The following is an 18,763-nucleotide window of genomic DNA, read 5'->3' on the forward strand; positions in this document are numbered from 1 at the left end:
GGGTTTTTTTATGGCCGAAACACACCTGCGATCAGTGATCCTGATGCAGGTACTTGGGCTCTTTGGGCAAACGCAGACTGAACAGGAACGCTACCGCCATCATCGCCGTCACGTACCAGTAAAAGCTGTTTTCCATTCCGGCACTCTTGAGCTTCAGGGCAACCCACTCAGCCGAGCCGCCGAACACCGCGTTGGCCACCGCATACGCCAGCCCTACGCCCAGCGCACGAACCTGTGGCGGAAACATTTCGGCTTTGACCAGCCCGCTGATCGAGGTGTAGAAGCTGACGATCGCCAGCGCCAGGGTAATCAGCACGAAGGCAATGAACGGGTTGGTGGTGGTCTTGAGCGTCATCAGGATTGGCACTGTACACAGCGTACCCAGCGCGCCGAACAGGAGCATCGAATTGCGACGGCCGATGCGGTCTGCGAGCATGCCGAAGAACGGCTGCATGCACATGTACAGAAACAGCGCGCCGGTCATGATGTAGCTGGCGGTCTTGGCTTCCATGCCCCCGGTGTTGACCAGGTATTTCTGCATGTAGGTCGTGAAGGTGTAGAAAATCAGCGAGCCACCGGCGGTGTAGCCCAGCACGGTGATGAAGGCCGCAGCATGATGCTTGAACAGTGCCGCAATACTGCCCGCGTCCTTATCCTGCCGGCTTTCGGCCGTGGTGGTTTCATTGAGGGTGCGACGCAGCAGCAAGGCGATGACCGCAGCGCCAGCACCGATCACGAAGGGGATGCGCCAGCCGTAGTCACGCAGCTCTTCGGTGGTCAGGAATTGCTGGAGAATGACCACCGTCAACACGGCCAGCAATTGCCCGCCGATCAGGGTCACGTACTGGAACGAAGCATAAAAGCCGCGCTGGCCACGCAGCGCCACTTCACTCATGTAGGTGGCCGTGGTGCCGTACTCGCCACCTACCGACAGACCTTGCAGCAGGCGCGCCATCAGCAGCAAGGCCGGCGCCCAGGCACCAATCGATGCATAGGTCGGCAGGCAGGCGATGATCAGTGATCCGGCACACATCATGGTGACCGAAATCAGCATGGAGTTCTTGCGCCCATGTTTGTCCGCGACACGACCAAACAGCCAGCCGCCAATCGGACGCATCAGAAAGCCAGCGGCAAACACACCCGCGGTGTTGAGCAACTGAACGGTCGGATCATCGGAAGGAAAGAAAGCCGGTGCGAAATAAATTGCGCAGAAAGCGTAGATATAGAAGTCGAACCATTCGACCAGGTTGCCGGATGAGGCGCCGACAATCGCGAAAATTCTTTTGCTTCGCTCCTCGCCGGTGTAATGCGGTGCTTTTGATGTTGTAGTCATTATTTTCCCCAAGCAGAACTGTCCATAAGAAACAATCTGTAACACCGTCTTTAATCGAGCACAATCAGTCAGGCCAATTCAGCCGACAGGAATAGCGGTATCGTTGAACATTCCGCGCCCGGACGAACAACAACCCGGATCATCGGCCTGCCTTTTCGTGGAGGCAGACAAACGATCCGGGTTGCTGGACAACAGGTTGAAGCAGGAGGGTTTACCGCTCGATGGCCAGCGCGAGCCCCTGCCCGACGCCGACGCACATGGTTGCCAGGCCTCTGCGCCCGCCGGTTTTCTCCAGATGATGCAGCGCCGTCAGCACCAGCCGCGCGCCGCTCATGCCCAGCGGGTGGCCGAGGGCAATCGCCCCGCCGTTGGGATTGACCTGCGGTGCATCGTCGGCCAGACCCAGTTCGCGCAAGACCGCAAGCCCCTGGCTGGCAAACGCTTCATTGAGTTCGATGACATCGAAATCAGTCACCGCCAGGCCCAGACGCTCGACCAGCTTGCGCACCGCTGGCACCGGGCCAATGCCCATCACCCGAGGTGCAACCGCCGCGCTGGCCATGCCGAGCACGCGGGCACGCGGCGTCAGGCCATGCTTTTTCACCGCTTCGGCCGACGCCAGAATCAGCGCAGCAGCACCGTCGTTGACCCCGGACGCGTTACCGGCAGTCACCGTGCGGTCCGGGCCGTTGACCGGCTTGAGTTTGCTCAGGGTTTCCAGACTGGTATCGCCACGCGGATGCTCATCCTTGTCGACAAGGGTCTCGCCCTTTTTGTGCGCGACTCGCACCGGCACGATCTCTTCCTCGAAAAAGCCCGCAGCCTGGGCAACGGCAGTGCGTTGCTGGCTGCGCAGGGCGAAAGCGTCCTGATCGGCTCGAGAAATCCTGAAGTCGGTTGCAACGTTGTCGCCCGTCTCGGGCATCGAGTCCACGCCGTACTGTGCTTTCATCGCCGGATTGATAAAGCGCCAGCCGATGGTGGTGTCTTCCAGCTTCATGTTGCGCGAAAACGCGGCATCGGCCTTGCCCATCACGAAGGGCGCGCGGGACATCGACTCGACGCCTCCGGCGATTGCCAGCTCGATTTCACCTGACGCGATGGCCCGGAAAGCGGTGCCGATGGCGTCCATACCGGACGCGCACAGGCGATTGAGGGTGACCCCCGGTACGCTTTGTGGCAGCCCGGCCAACAGTGCGGCCATGCGCGCAACGTTGCGGTTGTCCTCGCCGGCCTGATTGGCACAGCCGAAAAACACTTCGTCGATCTCCTCCCAGTTGACCGACGGGTTGCGCTCCATCAGCGCCTTGATCGGCACCGCCGCCAGGTCGTCTGCACGCACTGAAGACAGCCCGCCACCAAAGCGACCGATGGGCGTACGAATCGCATCGCAAATAAACACTTCACGCATCACGCTTCTCCTGCAACCTGACCGTGAGCCGCGGCAGTCCGTGCTTCCAGATCACGCAGCGCCGTCAGCTCGACCTCGGTAGGCTCTTCGGAGACCACAACGGTGTCGGCAAAGCGGATCGCCCAACCGGTTGCGGCGATAACCTGCTCACGGGTCACGCCAGGGTGCAGCGTAGTCACGACGAACTCGTGGGTGCCGGCTTCCGGCTCCATGATGCACAGGTCGGTGATGATGCCCACCGGGCCGGCACCGGGCAGGCCCAGACGCTTGCGCGAATCGCCGCCTTCGCCATGGCCGACCGAGGTGATGAAATCCAGCTTGTCGACGAACGAACGCGCCGACTGCTTGAGAATGATCAGCACTGACTTGGCCGACCCGGCGATCTCCGGCGCACCACCGGCGCCCGGCAGACGCACTTTGGGATGGTGGTAATCACCGACCACGGTGGTGTTGATGTTGCCGAAGCGGTCGACCTGCGCTGCGCCGAGAAAGCCGACATCGACGCGACCGCCCTGCAGCCAGTAACGAAAGATTTCGCTGGTGGATACCACTGTGTCTGCGGTTTCAGCCAGCTCGCCATCGCCGATAGACAGCGGCAACACCGTGGGCTTGGCACCAATCGGACCGGACTCGTAGATCAGTACCACGTCAGGCGCAGAGGTAAGACGTGCCAGGTTCGCCGCCTTCGAAGGCAGGCCGATGCCGACGAAGCACACAGAACCATTGCGCAAGCGACGGGCTGCGGCAACGGTCATCATTTCACTGGTGGAGTAAGTCATTATTTGGCCTCCGAAGCGCGAGCCAGCTTGCTCTGGAATTCACTGAAATCTGCGGTGCCGTGGATGTATTCATCGATCCACGCGGTGAAGGTCTCCCGGTCTCGGGCGATCGGGTCCCAGGCCTGATAGAAGGGGTTGTCACGTTCGTAGTAACCGTGCGCATAAGACGGGTGAGCACCGCCTGGCACCAGACACACGGCGCTCAGCGCCCAGGTCGGCAGCACGCAGGAGTTCATCGGGGCGTTCAGGTCATCGACGATTTCTTCCACCGTCACAATGCAGCGCTGTGCAGCCAGCGCGGCTTCTTTCTGCGCACCGAGAATGCCCCACAACAGCACGTTGCCCTTGCGGTCGGCTTTCTGTGCATGAATCACGGTCACGTCCGGGCGCACCGAAGGCACCGCTGCCAGCACCTCACCGGTGAACGGGCAGGTGACGGTCTTGATCAGCGGGTTGACCTTGGGCAGGTCAGAGCCGGCGTAAGCGCGCAGCACAGCGAACGGCAGACCGGACGCACCGGCTACATAGGCGTTGGCGAGGTCAGCATGGCTGTGCTCTTCAATTTCCATCGCGCGCGGCCATTGTTTTTCAACGGCATCGCGCAAACGGTGCAAGGAGCCAACGCCAGGGTTGCCGCCCCACGAAAAAATCAGCCGCTTCGCACAGCCGGCACCGATCAACTGGTCGTAGATCAGATCGGGCGTCATGCGCACCAGGGTCAGGTCCTTTTTACCCTGACGGATGATTTCATGGCCAGCGGCCGTGGGGATCAGATGAGTGAAGCCTTCCAGCGCAACGGTGTCGCCATCGTTGACCAGTTGCTTCACCGCATCGCGTAGAGAAAGAATGTCTGCCATGAGGTGCTCCGAACCCAACATCACGTTCAATGATCAGCGCGAAGACCTGCGCCGGAATGAAAATGAGGTTATGCCTGAGCAAGAGGGCAAACAATCCGATAATCGACTAAACGTTCGGTAATCGAACGAATTCCATCATTCCGAAACACGGCCACTTCAGGTAAACAGCTGCGTACTCAAGTCGCGACTGGCATCAAGCATGATGGGCAGAAAGCGCTGTTCCAGCTCGCTGCGTGCCACACGTCCGGCGCTGGTGCTGACATTCAGCGCCGCCAGCACCTGGCCCGACGCATCATAGACTGGTACCGCAATTGAACGCAGCCCCTGTTCCAGTTCCTGATCGACAATACACCAGCCCTGTTGCCGAACCAGTTGCAGACATTCGAGCAAGGCTTCCGGGGTGCGAATGGTGCGGCTGGTCTTGGGCTGCAGATCGACATGGTCAAGGTATTCATGCAACGACACGTCATCCAGTGCGGCCAGCAGAATGCGGCCCATGGACGTGCAGTACGCGGGAAGACGACCGCCCACGGAAAGGTCGACCGAGATCAGCCGCTGCGTGGTGGCAGAGCGCGCGATATAAAGAATGTCGTCGCCTTCCAGCGTGGCCATGTTGCACGCCTCGTGCAGCTGGTCGCTCATACGGTCCAGATAAGGCTGCGACGAGGTTGCCAGTGGCGTCGATGACAAATAGGCGTGGCCCAGCGTCAACACCTTGGGCAGTAGCGAGTAGGTACGGCCGTCAGTGGTCGCATAACCGAGCTTGATCAGGGTGTGCAGACAACGACGCACTGCCGCACGGGGGATCTCCGTGCGATGGCTGATCTGCGCAATGGTCAGGTGCCGCTTGCGCTCCTGAAAGGCATGAATCACGGCCAGCCCACGCGCCAGCGAGGTCATGAAATCCGGATCACCGGTCAGCGCCTGAATGCGCTTTGCGGGCGACGCCACGATGGGCGGTGCCAATGAGGCAAAAGATTTACGCAGTTCGTCGTTCATTGACACACCTTATGTAACTGCCTTTCAGGCCCTGTAAACCGCAGGTTTCAGCTCTTTGCAGGGGAGCGAAGCCAACCCCCGGTTGTGCGATTATCGAACAGGTGGCCGATAATCGCAATTGACCCCATGTAAATATACTTATACCTTTACCTCTGCCATGAAGTGACTTCTTGGAAATACTGGTCAGGTACCCACTGAGAAGTCCAAGGCAGCGGCCTTGCTCACCAAGCAAGGCCGTTTTCATTACTCAGGCGCTTGCTGTGTGCCCGATGCTCGCGACACCCTCCCCCTCCCGCTCTCGATCAGCGCCCGCCGCGCAACTCCACACATCCTGCATATAAAAAACGGTGAATTTCTTCGCCAACATTTTGTCGTCGAAAATGAAAACTGTTTTATAAAACTTATGTCATATAAACGGCTCACTGAAACTTCGGAACAATCGTACAAAAAAACCAGACCTGTGAACTCATTCAACCTCTGTTGTTGACGTAGCAGAAGTTCTTGGAGATAGTATCGGTCAGTTGGTTGGCAATACCCTCGCAACGATTGATCCATTCACCCGATTTCTGCCTCGACTGTCCTGTCGAAGCGTTGTCACGGTGCACCATCGCCGCGAGACCATCAGCAAGCCTGCCAGCGCAAGCCCTGTGCTTGAAATCAAACGTGTGTCGCTACGACAGGTATTTCTCTCTGGTGCACGTAGCCGCAGACAACAACAGGCATGTCCAGTAACCCTTTCGCGCAATCGCCCGAACAGGTCGCTGACTGTATTGGGTATACAGCCAGACTGGAGTGAACATACTTGCACTGTTTTGCGTCATCGCCAGAGCCCATTCGACTCGATCAGGTATTAAAGTGACTAAAGATGAACTGCGCGCGGAACTTGAGCGCCAGGAACAACGCTACAAGGATGTCTACGGCGGTGAAATCACCACCTACGCCGCGCAACCGGAACCGGAACGCAAGCCCTGGCGCAAGAGAGCCAGCCTGCTGGACCAGGCGTTCAAGCAAGAACTGCAAAAGATGGAAGAAGGCCTGAAAGAAGAGCCGTAACAGCACGGGTCCGATGATCCCTGCCCGATTACGTCTTCGACTTCCAGCACCCGGAATTACACGCCTCACGGCCTCATTGAGCATTCAACGGGGCGGCGCTCATGCGTCTTTTTTTTGGTTTGAGGCGACACCTCGCGGTGACGACAAGTCGTTCGGTATTTTTTCTGTCATAATCGCGCCCCCTTCAGACCCGGTCAGAAAACCTACATGATCGATTTATTCAGCGGGCTTGATGCCTGGGTGCTTGTGAGCCTGTTGCTCGCCCTGGCTTTCGTCCTCACCTTCGAGTTCATCAACGGCTTTCATGACACCGCCAACGCGGTGGCGACAGTCATTTACACCAAAGCAATGCCGCCTCATCTGGCCGTGTTCTTCTCCGGTGTATTCAACTTTCTCGGCGTGTTGCTGGGCGGCGTGGGCGTTGCCTATGCCATCGTCCATCTGCTGCCGGTCGAACTGCTCATCAACGTCAACACCGGACATGGCCTGGCCATGGTGTTCTCGCTGCTGGCGGCGGCCATCACCTGGAACCTCGGGACCTGGTACTTCGGTATTCCGGCCTCCAGTTCGCACACGCTGATCGGCTCGATACTCGGTGTGGGTCTGGCCAATGCCCTGCTCAACGATATCCCGTTGGCCGATGGCGTGAACTGGCAGAAAGCGATCGATATCGGCGCTTCGCTGGTGTTCTCGCCGCTGGCCGGCTTTATCGTTGCGGGTCTGGTGCTGGTTGCCCTGAAATGGTGGCGCCCGCTGTCGAAGATGCACAAGACCCCTGACCAGCGCCGCAAGCTGGACGACAAGAAGCACCCTCCGTTCTGGAACCGTCTGGTACTGGTCATTTCCGCCATGGCAGTCAGCTTCGTACACGGTTCGAATGACGGCCAGAAAGGCATTGGCCTGATCATGCTGGTGCTGATCGGCATCGTGCCCAGCCAGTTCGTGCTTGACCTGACCAGCACGACCTACCAGATCGAACGTACCCGCGATGCGACCCAGCATCTGAGCCAGTTCTATCAGCGCAACAGCAGCACGCTGGGCGAATATCTGGCCATGGGCAAAGCCGAAAAAGGCGACCTGCCGTCCAGCTCCGCGTGTAATCCGAAGCAGACCGAACCTACCATCGACGCGCTGCTCGACCGCCTGAAGGGCGTGTCCGACTACCACGCGCTGGCCCCTGAAAGCCGCATCGAAGTGCGTCGCTATCTGTTGTGCCTGGACGACACCGCCCGCAAGGTCGGCAAACTTCCAGACCTGTCAGCGCGTGAAAAATCCGATCTGGAGAAACTTCGCAAGGACCTGACCACCACCACCGAGTACGCACCGTTCTGGGTGATTCTGGCGGTCGCACTGGCGCTGGGTATCGGCACCATGGTCGGCTGGAAGCGTGTAGTCCTGACGATCGGCGAGAAGATCGGCAAGCAGGGCATGACTTACGCACAAGGCATGTCCGCGCAAATCACTACCGCCTGCGCAATCGGTCTGGCCAACGTGTTCAGCCTTCCGGTGTCCACCACGCACATTCTGTCGTCGGGTGTGGCCGGCACCATGGTCGCCAACAAGAGCGGCCTTCAGGGCGGAACCGTGCGCACCATCCTGCTGGCCTGGGTGCTGACCCTGCCGGCAACGGTCGCCTTGTCCGCAGCGCTGTTCTGGCTGGCTTCCAAGGCCCTGGCCTGATCTAGGCTCTGTACGAAAAGTCGGCGAGCGAAGGTCAGGCGAGGCAAAAACAGGCGAGGAACGGCCGGGGTCGCGATCGACTCTACGTGTTGTAAATGAGCATTCCGATTGGACTCGCATCCGAGCCTGTTTTTAACGAAGCATCACCGAGCGCAGCCACTTTTCGTAAAGAGCCTAAAACCCTTCGGGCGGTGCATGCCTTGCACCGCTCAAGGGTTTGACTCACTTATCCTCTTGCTCCCCCTCCTCCTCAAGCCCTTCACCAGGCGCTTGCGCTTGCTGCAGCTCGCGCCACAGTGCTGCGGCACCGTCGAAATCAGTGCCATTTTCCGCAGTCAGTTCCGCAGGGTCATAGCGGCTCAGGCAGCCTTCGCCAAGCGTTGCCGGAGCGGTGGAAGTGGCTTTGTCGAGAGGATCGGTCATTGGCTGTCACCTTGCGCGTTACACCATTGCCGACAGCTGAGTCGGAAGCGCGACAGACGCGCTCCCGAAAAGATAGATCAGCCGAAGACGACTGTCTTGTTGTCGTGAACCAGCACACGGTCTTCCAGATGAGCGCGCAGGCCGCGGGCCAGCACCATCTTTTCCACGTCGCGACCGAAGCGCACCATGTTTTCGATGCTGTCACGGTGGCTGACGCGCACGACGTCCTGCTCGATGATCGGACCGGCATCGAGCTCTTCGGTCACATAGTGGCAGGTCGCGCCGATCAGCTTGACGCCGCGCAACGAGGCCTGATGGTACGGCTTGGCACCCACGAACGATGGCAGGAAGCTGTGGTGGATATTGATGACCTGATGGGCATATTCACGGCACAACTGTGGCGGCAGAATCTGCATGTAGCGCGCCAGAACCACGACATCGGCCTGATGATGACCGACCAGACGCGACACCTCGGCGAATGCCGGCTCCTTGTCTTTCGGGTCAACCGGAACATGGTAGTAAGGGATGTCATGCCACTCGACCATGCTGCGCAGGTCCTGGTGGTTTGAAATCACACAGGCGATGTCGCAGTCGAGTTCGTCACTGTGCCAGCGGTGCAGCAGGTCGGCCAGACAGTGTGATTCGCGACTGGCCATGAGCACGACGCGCTTCTTCTGCGCCGAGTCGGTAATGCGCCAGTCCATCGAAAATTCTTCGGCAATCGGCGTGAAGGCTTCACGGAACCCGTCCAGGTCAAAAGGCAGGGTGTCGGCACGGATCTCGTGACGCATGAAAAACCAGCCGCTGAGATTGTCCGAGTGATGACTCGCTTCGGTGATCCAGCCGTTATGGGACGCCAGAAAGTTACTGACTTTGGCAACGATGCCTACACGGTCCGGGCAAGCAATCACCAGACGAAAAGTGCGCATTGGGGGAAACTCCAGAACTTCGCAAAGCCGCTATTCTAGCGGCTGCGCAGCAAAACTGCAGTATCTCTGTTGCCTGAATGCAGAGGCCGAAAAAGCACACCGCCAAGGCCAAAGATTGCACCGTGCCAGTATGCGTTTTCCGGGTGCGCACCGCTAAACAAAACCTGTAATAAGAAGGGCTTTATAGCGGCGATCTTTTGAAGGAAGCGTGACGCGTCCCTAGTTCAGGCGTCTGTAGGACGTGTGTATATTGCTAAATAATTCAAATAAAACTTTTATTTAATGTTTACTTGCTCATTTACAGTGACTATTATTGCCGCACTGTATCCCTGCAACCCTCACAACATAAGGTCCCCTCATGTCCCTGATCAACGAATACCGCGCTACAGAAGAAGCCATCAAAGAACTGCAAGCCCGTTTGAAGAACCTGTCGCAAGACGACAAACTGCAAACCGAGCTGGAATTCGAAGGCAAACTGCGCACGCTGATGGGCGAATACCAAAAGTCGCTGCGTGACATCATTGCCCTGCTGGATCCGGATGCCAAGGTAAACAAGGCCCCTCGTGGCGGCGCTGTTAAACCTGCCGGCACCAAGCGCGCCCGTAAGGTCAAGCAATACAAGAACCCGCACAACGGTGAAGTCATCGAAACCAAAGGCGGCAACCACAAGACGCTGAAAGAGTGGAAAGCCAAGTGGGGCAGCGACGACGTTGAAAGCTGGGCCACTTTGCTGGGCTAAGCTTCACCAGGTCGCGGTTCATTGCGATTGAAAAAACGCCAGCCTGCTGGCGTTTTTTATTGCCCGGTATTTTTTATACGCCCAGACGGTTACTCAGCCTGTGTGCGTAATCCTGCCACTGCCGTAACACCTCCAGCTGCTCTGGCCCGGCACTAAGGGAGCATTCTATCCATGCGGCCGTAAAGTCATGCAGGGTGTTGGGGGCGCCCCATTCCGGGTTGCGCAAGCGCTGCTGACAGAAATCCCGCCAGCGTGTTTGCTCTTCGCCACTCAAGGTGTCTGGGAAGTTACGAGCGCGATACCTGAATAACAATTCAGGCAATCGGGCATCATCAAACGGCCACGCATCACGCGCCAGTTGTTCTGGCTCGGCCTGTCGAACTTGCTCACACAGTCGACGATCACGGTCCCCGATAAAACCGTCATATAACTGCTGTTCGGGATCGTCACTTGCGGCGAAATCGTCCTTGCCGTAAATGGCAGCCAGTTTACCGTGCCAAACTTCGCGGTTTTCACTCAATTGCGTTGCGCGTGCCTGATAGCCGGCCATGTCCAGTTGCAGCCGCTGCTGATCTTCGCTGCGCAGCACCCCCAGCGGGGCGATCACCGGGCAACGGTTTATATGCAACAGTTTGAGCGGCACGGGCAATTCGCCGTCGCTCAGCGCATCGTGCCGCGTATATAAACGGCGCTTGAGTATTTCAGCGTCCTCGTGCAACAACGGTGCATGATCCAGGTGCAGATCACACACGATCAGCGCATTGCGATTATGCGGGTGCCAGGCCAACGGCAGCACCACGCCCAGGTAATTGCGCGCCGCAGAAAAGCGTCCCGAAATATGCACCAGAGGCTGCATCAGGCGAACCTGTTCCTGGACTTTCTGCTTACTGCGCAAGGTGAACAGATAGTCATAAAGCTTCGGCTGCTTTTCACGAATCAAACGTGCCAGAGCAATCGTTGCACGGACATCGGATAACGCATCGTGCGCCTGTCCATGATCAATACCGTTGGCAGCCGTCAGCCGCTCCAGTTTCAGCGTGACCCGGCCGTCCTGTTCCGGCCAGACAATGCCATCGGGGCGCAATGCATAGGCGGCCCGCACGACATCGATCAGATCCCAGCGACTGTTGCCCCCCTGCCATTCGCGTGCATAGGGGTCGAAGAAGTTGCGATAAAAACTGTAGCGCGTGACTTCGTCATCGAAACGCAAGGTGTTGTAACCCGCGCCACAGGTACCCGGCGCAGACAGCTCGGCATGTACGCGCGTCATGAAATCGGCCTCGCACAAGCCTTTTTCTGCCAGCGTGGCCGGAGTGATTCCGGTAATCATGCAGGCAACAGGATGAGGCAGGATGTCATCGCTGAGCTGGCAGTGCAGATTGACCGGAGGCGCGATTTCATTGAGCTCGGTATCCGTGCGAATTCCGGCCATCTGCAGCGCACGGTCATTGCGCGGGTTGATACCGGTGGTTTCGTAGTCGTACCAGAAGATGCTGGAGGTCACGGGCTGATCCTGAACAAAAGACCCGCGAAGTGTAGGGCGTGACAGGTGTCATTGGCTAATCGGGTCGTATCCGGCGCACCGGGAAATGTTTTCTTACAGCCCGCGTATTGAATGGTCGGTTGCTTAGCTCCGCTGCGCTAGCTAGCATCAGTTTTCGTTTTCAGGCGCGTCCTTCCGACAATGTCATCCCGTCCCGCTTCGCCAAGGAATGCAGCGCTGCCCACGCCGTTGGACACGCGCATTGAAATCGAGACGCCAGAAGGCATCGATATGCTTCTGCGCCCTGCCGGGCTGGTTTCCCGCGCACTGGCGTTCGGCATCGACTTCGCCATTCGCGCAGCCCTCGTCGGCCTGTTCTTTGTGCTTCTGCAGTTACTCGACAAGCTCGGCATGGGTCTGGCCGCTCTGGTGTTCTTTCTGGTGAACTGGTGGTACATGGTGCTGTTTGAAGTGCTCAACCAGGGACGCACACCCGGAAAGCGCCTGCTCGGGCTGCGGGTGGTGCACGACGACGGCACGCCCATCGACTGGTCTTCGTCGCTGATCCGTAACCTGCTGCGCTTCGTCGACATGCTCCCGCTGGGCTACGGGCTGGGGGCGATTACTTGTCTGAACCACCCGTTCTTCAAACGGCTGGGCGATCTTGCAGCGGGAACGCTGGTGATTTACAGCGACCGGCCGGTAGCGCGCCCTACCCTGCCGCAGGCCGATCCGGTCATCGTGCCTTTTGCCCTGCATCTGGATGAACAGCGGGCGGTGCTCGGCCTGGCGGAACGGCAGGCTGAACTGTCCAGCGCGCGAACCCAGGAACTCGCGGCCATCCTTGCCGAACCCTTGCATATTCCCGCCGACACGGCGGTCGCTCATGTAAACGGCATCGCCCGCAACCTGCTGGGACCGACATGAAGCAGAGCCTGTTTGAAACCCGCCATCAGCAGGAGTGGCAACGCTTCGAGCAGCGCCTGACGGCCCTTGAACAAGGCAAGGGCGATGTCAGCGGCGGCGAGACCTTTCCCGGCGATTATCGACGCCTCTGCCACCATCTGGCGCTGGCCCAGGAGCGCGGCTACAGCAGCCATCTGGTCGACCCCCTGCATCAGTTGGCCATGCGCGGTCATCAGCAACTTTACCGTCACCGCAGCACTGCCGGGGTGCGACTGCTGAGCTTCGTTCTGGGCGGCTTTCCGCGACGCGTGCGGGCCGAGTGGCGCTTTGTGCTGGTCGCCAGTCTGCTGCTGTTCGGCAGCCTGATCGGCATGGCGCTGCTGGTGTATGGTTTTCCACAACTGATCTACAGCGTCGTCAGCCCCGAGCAACTGGCAGACATGCAGAGTATGTATGATCCGTCGGCCAGCCGGGTCGGACAGCCCGTCGAGCGAGGTTCCGATACGGACTGGATGATGTTCGGCTACTACATCATGAACAACATCGGCATCGCCTTCCAGACCTATGCCAGCGGCTTGCTGTTCGGGCTGGGCAGTCTGTTTTTCCTGCTCTTCAACGGCTTGATGACCGGCGCAATCGCCGGGCACCTGACAGACATCGGTTACGGACAGACCTTCTGGCCCTTCGTCATCGGTCACGGCGCCTTCGAGCTGACGGCCATCGCTTTTGCCGGGGCTGCGGGCCTCAAGCTGGGCTGGGCCTTGCTGGCCCCCGGACGGCTGACGCGCAGCGCCGCCCTGCGCATCGCCGCGCGGGCCAGCATGCAACTGGTCGGCGGGGTGATCCTGTTTCTGCTGATCGCAGCCTTCATCGAGGCGTACTGGTCATCGATGACCTGGCCCGGGCCGCTTCTCAAGTACCTGACAGGTGCCGTCCTGTGGTTGCTGGTGGCCGCGTATCTGACTCTGGCAGGACGTACACCTCATGCGCCTGACTGAGTCGACTGTTGCCATACGCCCTCGCTCGCCCTGGGAGGCCATCGACCTGGGCGTACTGCTCGCCGGGCGGCACCGCGGCGTTTTGATGAGCAGTTGGGCAATCGTCACCCTGCCCTTTTTCTGCGTCCTCAGTGCGTTGCTCTGGGATTACCCAACAGCTGCCATTCTGCTGTTCTGGTGGCTCAAACCTGCGTTTGATCGGTTGCCGCTGCTGATCCTTTCGCAGTCACTGTTCGGTGCCACGCCGACACTGCGCCAGGCCCTCAAGGCCTGGCCGGCGACCCTGAAGGCGCAACTGCTGCCCAGCCTGTTGTGGCGACGTCTTTCCCTGAGTCGCAGTTTCCAACTGCCGGTGCAGCAACTGGAGCATCTGGCAGGCACCGAGCGCGCCCTGCGCATCAGCCTGCTCAGCCAGAAAGACCTGCGTGCCGCACAGCTGCTCACCATCGTTGGCGCACACCTGGAATACGCACTGTGGATAGGCCTGCTGGTCCTGCTCTACGCCCTGATACCGCAGCAGATACAGATCGACTGGCACTGGATGAGTCTGCTCGACGTCGAAAACCAATGGCTGTGGATCGACCACCTGACCAACCTCTTCTATGCCCTGGCGCTGATACTTTGGGAACCTGTATATGTCGCCTGCGGCTTCACGCTGTATTTGAATCGCCGCACGGTTCTTGAAGCCTGGGACATAGAACTGGTCTTCCGACGCCTGCGCCAGCGCCTGATCGGCACTGCCTATGCCGTGTTGATGGGCGTCGGGCTGTTACTTTCGACAGCACCCGCACCGGTCTGGGCCGATCAGCAAAGCTACAGCTGCCCGCTGCCGGAATCCGCCCCCGCGCAATCCGTTCCGTCCGTGGCGGCGCCCGACACGCCGCGTCTGACCCGCCAGCCCCTGACCAGCGAAGCGGCGCGCAGCGAGATCCAGAGCGTTCTGCAACAGCCACCCTTCCGCAACCCGAGGACCGAAACTGGCTGGCGCTTTCCTGAAAAACAGAAAGGCCCGTCTGCAGCCCGGGACGCGCGCGATCAGAGCTGGCTGATGACCTGGCTCAATCGGTTTCTGCGCGCAGCGAGCGCCTTGGCCAGCCTGATTGAAGTACTGCTGTGGGGCGTGGTCATCGGGCTTGTGGGGCTGGTGATCTTTCGTTACCGGGACTGGTTCAGGACCTTCGTTAGCCGGAAGACCGGCAAGGCAAACACCACCCGCCCGGCACCCGAGCAGCTCTTTGGTCTGCAAGTCAATGCCGAAAGCCTGCCCGACGATGTTGCCGGCCGGGCCGAGCAGCTCTGGAACAACCAGCCCCGCGAAGCGCTGGGTCTGTTGTACCGCGCCCTGCTCAGCCGCTTGCTGAGCGACTATCGATTGCCCTTGAAAAATGCCGATACCGAAAGTCAGGTACTCGCACGTATCGCCGCGCTTAACCAGCCGCTGCTGAGTGAGTTCAGCCGCACGCTGACCGCACACTGGCAAAACCTCGCCTACGGGCATCGCCTGCCACCGGCCCACGCCCGGCAGGAACTCTGCGATGGCTGGCGTCGTCTGTTCAACCGGTCAGCGCAGCCATGAGCCGCCGCACCGGGCTGCTGATCGGGCTGCTGGTCCTGTCATTACTGGCAGGCGGCGCGCTGTTTCTGAGCACCCAGCTCGAGCGCTACGAGAAAACGGTCGATCAGGGCCCCTCGCCAGAGGCGAAGGCCAATCCTTGGCTGGCGGCCGAACACTTTCTGCGTGGCCGCTCCCTCACAGTGAATACCGTCGACACGCTGGCTCAGCTTCCCGACCCGAGTCAGAGCACCCAGACCCTGCTGCTGCTCGATGACCGGGAAGACATGACCCCGGCGCAAACCCAAACGCTGCTGAACTGGGCCGAGGCAGGCGGGCACCTGCTGTTCGTCGCCGAACAACTCTGGGACGAACAAAAAGGTCGCAGCGGTGACCTGCTGCTGGACAGTCTGCAGATTCATCAGTACCTCACCAAAGACATCAATGCCAAGGAACAGCAACTGACCGACGCTCAGCCGCCACTGCCCATCCCGCTGATGACGCCCGCCCCCAAACACCAGAAAATACCTTGGCCAGAGCTGACCCGCCTGTACCTGGAAAACGAGAGCGCCCCGGCCTACATGAGTTTCGATCCGGCGTTTCACCTCGAAGACCCGGAAGATCACGCCCAATCCTGGGCCAACAGCGCCGATGCCACGCACCTGCTGCAGATAAGCCGGGGCAATGGGCTGATCACCGTTGTCACGGACGCCAACCTGTGGAAAACCCGCTCGATCGGCCACTATGACAATGCCTGGCTGCTCTGGTATCTGACGCAGGACAGCCAAGTGACTTTGGTGCTGCAAACCGAACACGACAACCTGCTGAGCCTGTTACTGCGCAACTATCCTCAGGCACTGCTGACGCTGGCACTGCTGATTGCTCTGGGTCTGTGGCACATCGGTCTGCGCGAGGGCCCGCTGCGGCGGCCCGCGCCACTCGCACGCCGCCAACTGACCGAGCACCTGCGCGCCAGTGCCGAGTTCCTGCGCAAACACACCGGGCAGCAGACGCTGATCAAACGCCTGCAACAGGACATACTGCGTCGCGCCCGCCAACTGCATCCCGGTTTCGAGCGGCTGGTCATTGCCGAACAATGGCAAGTGCTTGCTCGCCTGACCCGTCAGCCCACCAGCGCCATCAGCGACGCGCTGCGCCCTCGCCCGCCGCAACGCCTGTCCCACAGCGAATTCACCCGCCAGGTAGCCCACCTGCAAACAATCAGGAATGCCCTATGAGTGATCAAACACCCGCCCCATCAGGCAGCACCGAGCCACTTGCCGAGCCCGCAGCCGAATCCACCACCCAGTTGCAGCAGCGTCAGCGCGCCAGCCAGTTGGCTCAGGCGTTGCGCAATGAGCTGCAAAAGGCCGTGATCGGACAAAATGCGGTTATCGACGACGTGCTGACCGCGCTGATCGGTGGCGGACATGTGTTGCTGGAAGGTGTTCCGGGGCTTGGCAAGACGCTGCTGGTTCGGGCGCTGGCCAGTTGCATCGGCTGCGAATTCGCCCGCATCCAGTTTACGCCGGACCTGATGCCCAGCGATGTGACCGGTCATGCGGTGTACGACCTGCAGACCGAGCAGTTCAAGCTGCGCAAGGGGCCGCTGTTCACCAACCTGCTGCTGGCCGACGAAATCAACAGGGCACCGGCCAAGACCCAGGCGGCATTGCTCGAAGCGATGCAGGAGCGGCAAGTCACCCTTGAAGGGCGCGCCCTGCCGATCCCGCAGCCGTTCATGGTGCTGGCGACCCAGAACCCCATCGAACAGGAGGGCACCTATCCATTGCCGGAAGCTGAACTGGACCGTTTCATGCTCAAACTGCGCATGGATTATCCCGAAGCGCAGGAAGAGCTGAACATGGTGCGTCAGGTCACCCGCTCGTCCCGGGCTGACATGCTGGATGTGCGACCGCTCAGGGTCATCATGCAGGCCCGCGAGGTTCAGGCGCTGCAACGCATTGCCAGCGAGCTGCCCATCGATGAGCAAGTGCTGGACTACGCCGTGCGGCTGGCACGCAGCACGCGCACCTGGCCGGGTCTGAGTCAGGGCGCAGGCCCGCGCGCTTCGATTGCGCTGGTGCGTGGCGGGCGGGCCCGAGCTGTGTTGCGTGGCGGCGAGTTCGTGACCCCGGACGACATCAAGGGCTGCGCACTGGCGGTGCTGCGACACCGGGTCAGGTTGTCACCTGAGCTGGACATCGAAGGGCTGTCGGTGGATCAGGTGCTCAGGCAGATCCTCGACCAGGTCTCGGCACCGCGCCTGTGAAACAGGTCCTCAAGCCGTCGGTCACGCTGCTGCGCTGGCTCGGCGGGCTGATGGGTGTGGCCGTGCTGCTCGGCACGCTTCATGCGCTGGGCGTCGAGTATCCGGCAAAAATCGACGACCTTTACTGGGGGGCATTGCTGACCCTCGTCGTCGTGAGCGTGCTTGATGCAATCTGGCTGCTCAGAAGCCCCTCGCCACGTGTGCAGCGTGAGCTGGCGGGCAGTCTGACGCTGGATCGCTGGAACGAAGCCCGACTTGATGTGCAGCACGACGGTGGCAGCCCCGTGACCGTGCGGATATTCGATCATGTGCCGCACGGGCTGGAACACGAAAACCTGCCGCAGTCACTCACCCTGGCCGCACGCGGTAAAGGCAGCATTGGCTATCGTCTGCGCCCGTCAAGCCGGGGGCATTTCACCTTTGAGCGTTGCGAAATCAGCCTGCCGGGGCCTTTGCGCCTGTGGACGGCACGACGCTACCTGGCAGTGCCCGGCACCACGCGGGTCTATCCGGATTTCGCCCGCCTCTGCGGCGGTCAATTGATGGCGGTGGATAACTGGCTGAGCCAACTGGGCGTGCGCCAGTTGCAACGTCGCGGGCTGGGCATGGAATTCAACCAGTTGCGTGAGTTTCGCGAGGGCGACAGCCTGCGCCAGATCGACTGGAAAGCCACCGCCCGCCAGCGAGCGCCCATCGCACGGGAATACCAGGACGAGCGGGATCAGCAGATCGTTTTCATGCTCGATTGCGGACGTCGGATGCGCAGTCAGGACGGCGACCTGTCTCACTTCGATCACGCCCTCAACGCTTGCCTGCTGTTGAGCTATGTCGCGCTGCGTCAGGGTGATTCTGTCGGTATTGCGACCTTTGCCGGCGAGCAGGATCGTTATCTGGCGCCGGTGAAGGGGCCTGGACAGCTGAATCGGGTGCTCAATTCGGTCTATGACCTGCAGACCACCCGGCGCCCCGCTGACTACAGCGCCGCCGTGCGCCAACTGATGGTTCGTCATAAAAGACGCTCACTGGTGGTGTTGATGACCAACTTGCGCGATGAAGACGATGAGGAGCTGCTGGCCGCCGCCAGGCAGCTCGGTAAACAGCATCGGGTACTGATTGCCAGCCTGCGAGAGGAAGTACTCGACGGCCTGCGCCACTCACCGGTGCACACGTACGATGAAGCGCTGAGTTATTGCGGAACGATCGACTTTCTCAACGCCCGGGCTTCGCTGCATGATCGCTTGAGTGCGCAAGGCATCGTGATCATGGATGCGCGGCCAGGAGAACTGGGACCACAGTTGGTCAACCGTTACATGAGCTGGAAAAAGGCAGGGACGTTATGAACGACGCCC

Annotated in this window: 17 protein-coding genes; 9 read left to right on the forward strand and 8 right to left on the reverse strand. The window is 60.0% G+C overall.

What is annotated here, in order from left to right:
• Positions 1-31: 31 nt before the first annotated feature.
• From KUIN1_RS20860 to pcaR, 5 genes are all read right to left on the reverse strand, one after another.
• On the reverse strand, positions 32-1,333 hold the full coding sequence (locus KUIN1_RS20860; RefSeq protein ID WP_024650600.1) for an MFS family transporter: 1,302 nt from the start codon (positions 1,331-1,333) through the stop codon (positions 32-34).
• Positions 1,334-1,544: 211 nt separating this feature from the next.
• Entirely contained in the window at positions 1,545-2,747 is a 1,203-nt protein-coding gene (pcaF, locus tag KUIN1_RS20865) for a 3-oxoadipyl-CoA thiolase (protein WP_172452242.1), read from the reverse strand.
• Positions 2,744-3,526: a CoA-transferase subunit beta gene (locus KUIN1_RS20870; protein ID WP_172980109.1), complete on the reverse strand. Its 783-nt coding sequence runs from the start codon at positions 3,524-3,526 to the stop codon at positions 2,744-2,746. Before KUIN1_RS20870 ends, pcaF begins: the two co-directional genes overlap by 4 nt.
• Positions 3,523-4,380, reverse strand: coding sequence for a CoA transferase subunit A (locus tag KUIN1_RS20875; protein WP_003406329.1), 858 nt, complete (start codon positions 4,378-4,380; stop codon positions 3,523-3,525). The genes KUIN1_RS20870 and KUIN1_RS20875 overlap by 4 nt, the downstream gene beginning before the upstream one ends.
• 156 nt (positions 4,381-4,536) lie before the next feature.
• On the reverse strand, positions 4,537-5,379 hold the full coding sequence (gene pcaR / locus KUIN1_RS20880; RefSeq protein ID WP_003363842.1) for a pca regulon transcriptional regulator PcaR: 843 nt from the start codon (positions 5,377-5,379) through the stop codon (positions 4,537-4,539).
• A gap of 855 nt (positions 5,380-6,234) precedes the next feature.
• Here pcaR and KUIN1_RS20885 point away from each other — a divergent pair.
• A complete protein-coding gene (locus KUIN1_RS20885; protein ID WP_002554967.1) occupies positions 6,235-6,432 on the forward strand; it encodes a hypothetical protein in 198 nt (65 codons plus the stop codon).
• Positions 6,433-6,639: 207 nt separating this feature from the next.
• Positions 6,640-8,112, forward strand: a complete 1,473-nt coding sequence (locus KUIN1_RS20890) for an inorganic phosphate transporter (RefSeq protein ID WP_003363847.1) — start codon at positions 6,640-6,642, stop codon at positions 8,110-8,112.
• 222 nt (positions 8,113-8,334) lie between these two features.
• Here the strand turns inward: KUIN1_RS20890 and KUIN1_RS20895 are convergent, their stop codons facing one another.
• Together KUIN1_RS20895 and purU are read right to left on the reverse strand one after the other, a co-directional pair.
• The gene (locus KUIN1_RS20895) at positions 8,335-8,535 is read right to left on the reverse strand and encodes a hypothetical protein (protein ID WP_103754454.1); all 201 of its coding nucleotides are present in this window, start codon (positions 8,533-8,535) and stop codon (positions 8,335-8,337) included.
• A 77-nt stretch (positions 8,536-8,612) separates the two neighbouring features.
• Entirely contained in the window at positions 8,613-9,464 is an 852-nt protein-coding gene (purU, locus tag KUIN1_RS20900) for a formyltetrahydrofolate deformylase (protein ID WP_003406331.1), read from the reverse strand.
• Between the two features lie 358 nt (positions 9,465-9,822).
• Here purU and mvaT point away from each other — a divergent pair, with 358 nt between their 5' ends.
• Positions 9,823-10,203: a histone-like nucleoid-structuring protein MvaT gene (gene mvaT, locus KUIN1_RS20905; RefSeq protein WP_002554971.1), complete on the forward strand. Its 381-nt coding sequence runs from the start codon at positions 9,823-9,825 to the stop codon at positions 10,201-10,203.
• A 73-nt stretch (positions 10,204-10,276) separates the two neighbouring features.
• Here the strand turns inward: mvaT and sbcB are convergent, their stop codons facing one another.
• The gene (sbcB, locus tag KUIN1_RS20910) at positions 10,277-11,707 is read right to left on the reverse strand and encodes an exodeoxyribonuclease I (RefSeq protein ID WP_116894164.1); all 1,431 of its coding nucleotides are present in this window, start codon (positions 11,705-11,707) and stop codon (positions 10,277-10,279) included.
• A gap of 180 nt (positions 11,708-11,887) precedes the next feature.
• Between sbcB and KUIN1_RS20920 the strand changes: the two genes are divergently transcribed.
• The 6 genes from KUIN1_RS20920 to KUIN1_RS20945 are packed head-to-tail and all read left to right on the forward strand — an operon-like array spanning position 11,888 to position 18,754.
• The gene (locus KUIN1_RS20920; RefSeq protein ID WP_024639161.1) at positions 11,888-12,613 is read left to right on the forward strand and encodes an RDD family protein; all 726 of its coding nucleotides are present in this window, start codon (positions 11,888-11,890) and stop codon (positions 12,611-12,613) included.
• Positions 12,610-13,590 (forward strand): stage II sporulation protein M, encoded by a 981-nt coding sequence (locus KUIN1_RS20925; protein WP_116894165.1) that lies wholly within the window; start codon positions 12,610-12,612, stop codon positions 13,588-13,590. Before KUIN1_RS20920 ends, KUIN1_RS20925 begins: the two co-directional genes overlap by 4 nt.
• Entirely contained in the window at positions 13,577-15,166 is a 1,590-nt protein-coding gene (locus KUIN1_RS20930) for a DUF4129 domain-containing protein (RefSeq protein ID WP_152092250.1), read from the forward strand. Before KUIN1_RS20925 ends, KUIN1_RS20930 begins: the two co-directional genes overlap by 14 nt.
• Entirely contained in the window at positions 15,163-16,380 is a 1,218-nt protein-coding gene (locus KUIN1_RS20935; protein WP_024651815.1) for a DUF4350 domain-containing protein, read from the forward strand. The genes KUIN1_RS20930 and KUIN1_RS20935 overlap by 4 nt, the downstream gene beginning before the upstream one ends.
• On the forward strand, positions 16,377-17,414 hold the full coding sequence (locus KUIN1_RS20940) for an AAA family ATPase (RefSeq protein WP_096104505.1): 1,038 nt from the start codon (positions 16,377-16,379) through the stop codon (positions 17,412-17,414). Before KUIN1_RS20935 ends, KUIN1_RS20940 begins: the two co-directional genes overlap by 4 nt.
• Positions 17,411-18,754 carry a DUF58 domain-containing protein gene (locus KUIN1_RS20945; RefSeq protein ID WP_024651814.1) on the forward strand — a complete coding sequence of 448 codons (1,344 nt, stop codon included), beginning with the start codon at positions 17,411-17,413 and terminating at the stop codon, positions 18,752-18,754. The genes KUIN1_RS20940 and KUIN1_RS20945 overlap by 4 nt, the downstream gene beginning before the upstream one ends.
• Positions 18,755-18,763 lie beyond the last annotated feature (9 nt).

Source organism: Pseudomonas sp. KUIN-1 (assembly GCF_009176725.1).
Taxonomy (GTDB): Bacteria; Pseudomonadota; Gammaproteobacteria; order Pseudomonadales; family Pseudomonadaceae; genus Aquipseudomonas; species Aquipseudomonas fragariae.

Coding starts and splice junctions, on each gene's coding strand:
- KUIN1_RS20930 (WP_152092250.1), top strand. CDS start 13,577: ATGCGCCTGACTGAGTCGACTGTTGCCATACGCCCTCGCTCGCCCTGG.
- pcaR (WP_003363842.1), bottom strand. CDS start 5,379: ATGAACGACGAACTGCGTAAATCTTTTGCCTCATTGGCACCGCCCATC.
- KUIN1_RS20890 (WP_003363847.1), top strand. CDS start 6,640: ATGATCGATTTATTCAGCGGGCTTGATGCCTGGGTGCTTGTGAGCCTG.
- KUIN1_RS20925 (WP_116894165.1), top strand. CDS start 12,610: ATGAAGCAGAGCCTGTTTGAAACCCGCCATCAGCAGGAGTGGCAACGC.
- KUIN1_RS20895 (WP_103754454.1), bottom strand. CDS start 8,535: ATGACCGATCCTCTCGACAAAGCCACTTCCACCGCTCCGGCAACGCTT.
- KUIN1_RS20935 (WP_024651815.1), top strand. CDS start 15,163: ATGAGCCGCCGCACCGGGCTGCTGATCGGGCTGCTGGTCCTGTCATTA.
- mvaT (WP_002554971.1), top strand. CDS start 9,823: ATGTCCCTGATCAACGAATACCGCGCTACAGAAGAAGCCATCAAAGAA.
- purU (WP_003406331.1), bottom strand. CDS start 9,464: ATGCGCACTTTTCGTCTGGTGATTGCTTGCCCGGACCGTGTAGGCATC.
- KUIN1_RS20940 (WP_096104505.1), top strand. CDS start 16,377: ATGAGTGATCAAACACCCGCCCCATCAGGCAGCACCGAGCCACTTGCC.
- KUIN1_RS20875 (WP_003406329.1), bottom strand. CDS start 4,380: ATGGCAGACATTCTTTCTCTACGCGATGCGGTGAAGCAACTGGTCAAC.
- KUIN1_RS20920 (WP_024639161.1), top strand. CDS start 11,888: ATGTCATCCCGTCCCGCTTCGCCAAGGAATGCAGCGCTGCCCACGCCG.
- KUIN1_RS20860 (WP_024650600.1), bottom strand. CDS start 1,333: ATGACTACAACATCAAAAGCACCGCATTACACCGGCGAGGAGCGAAGC.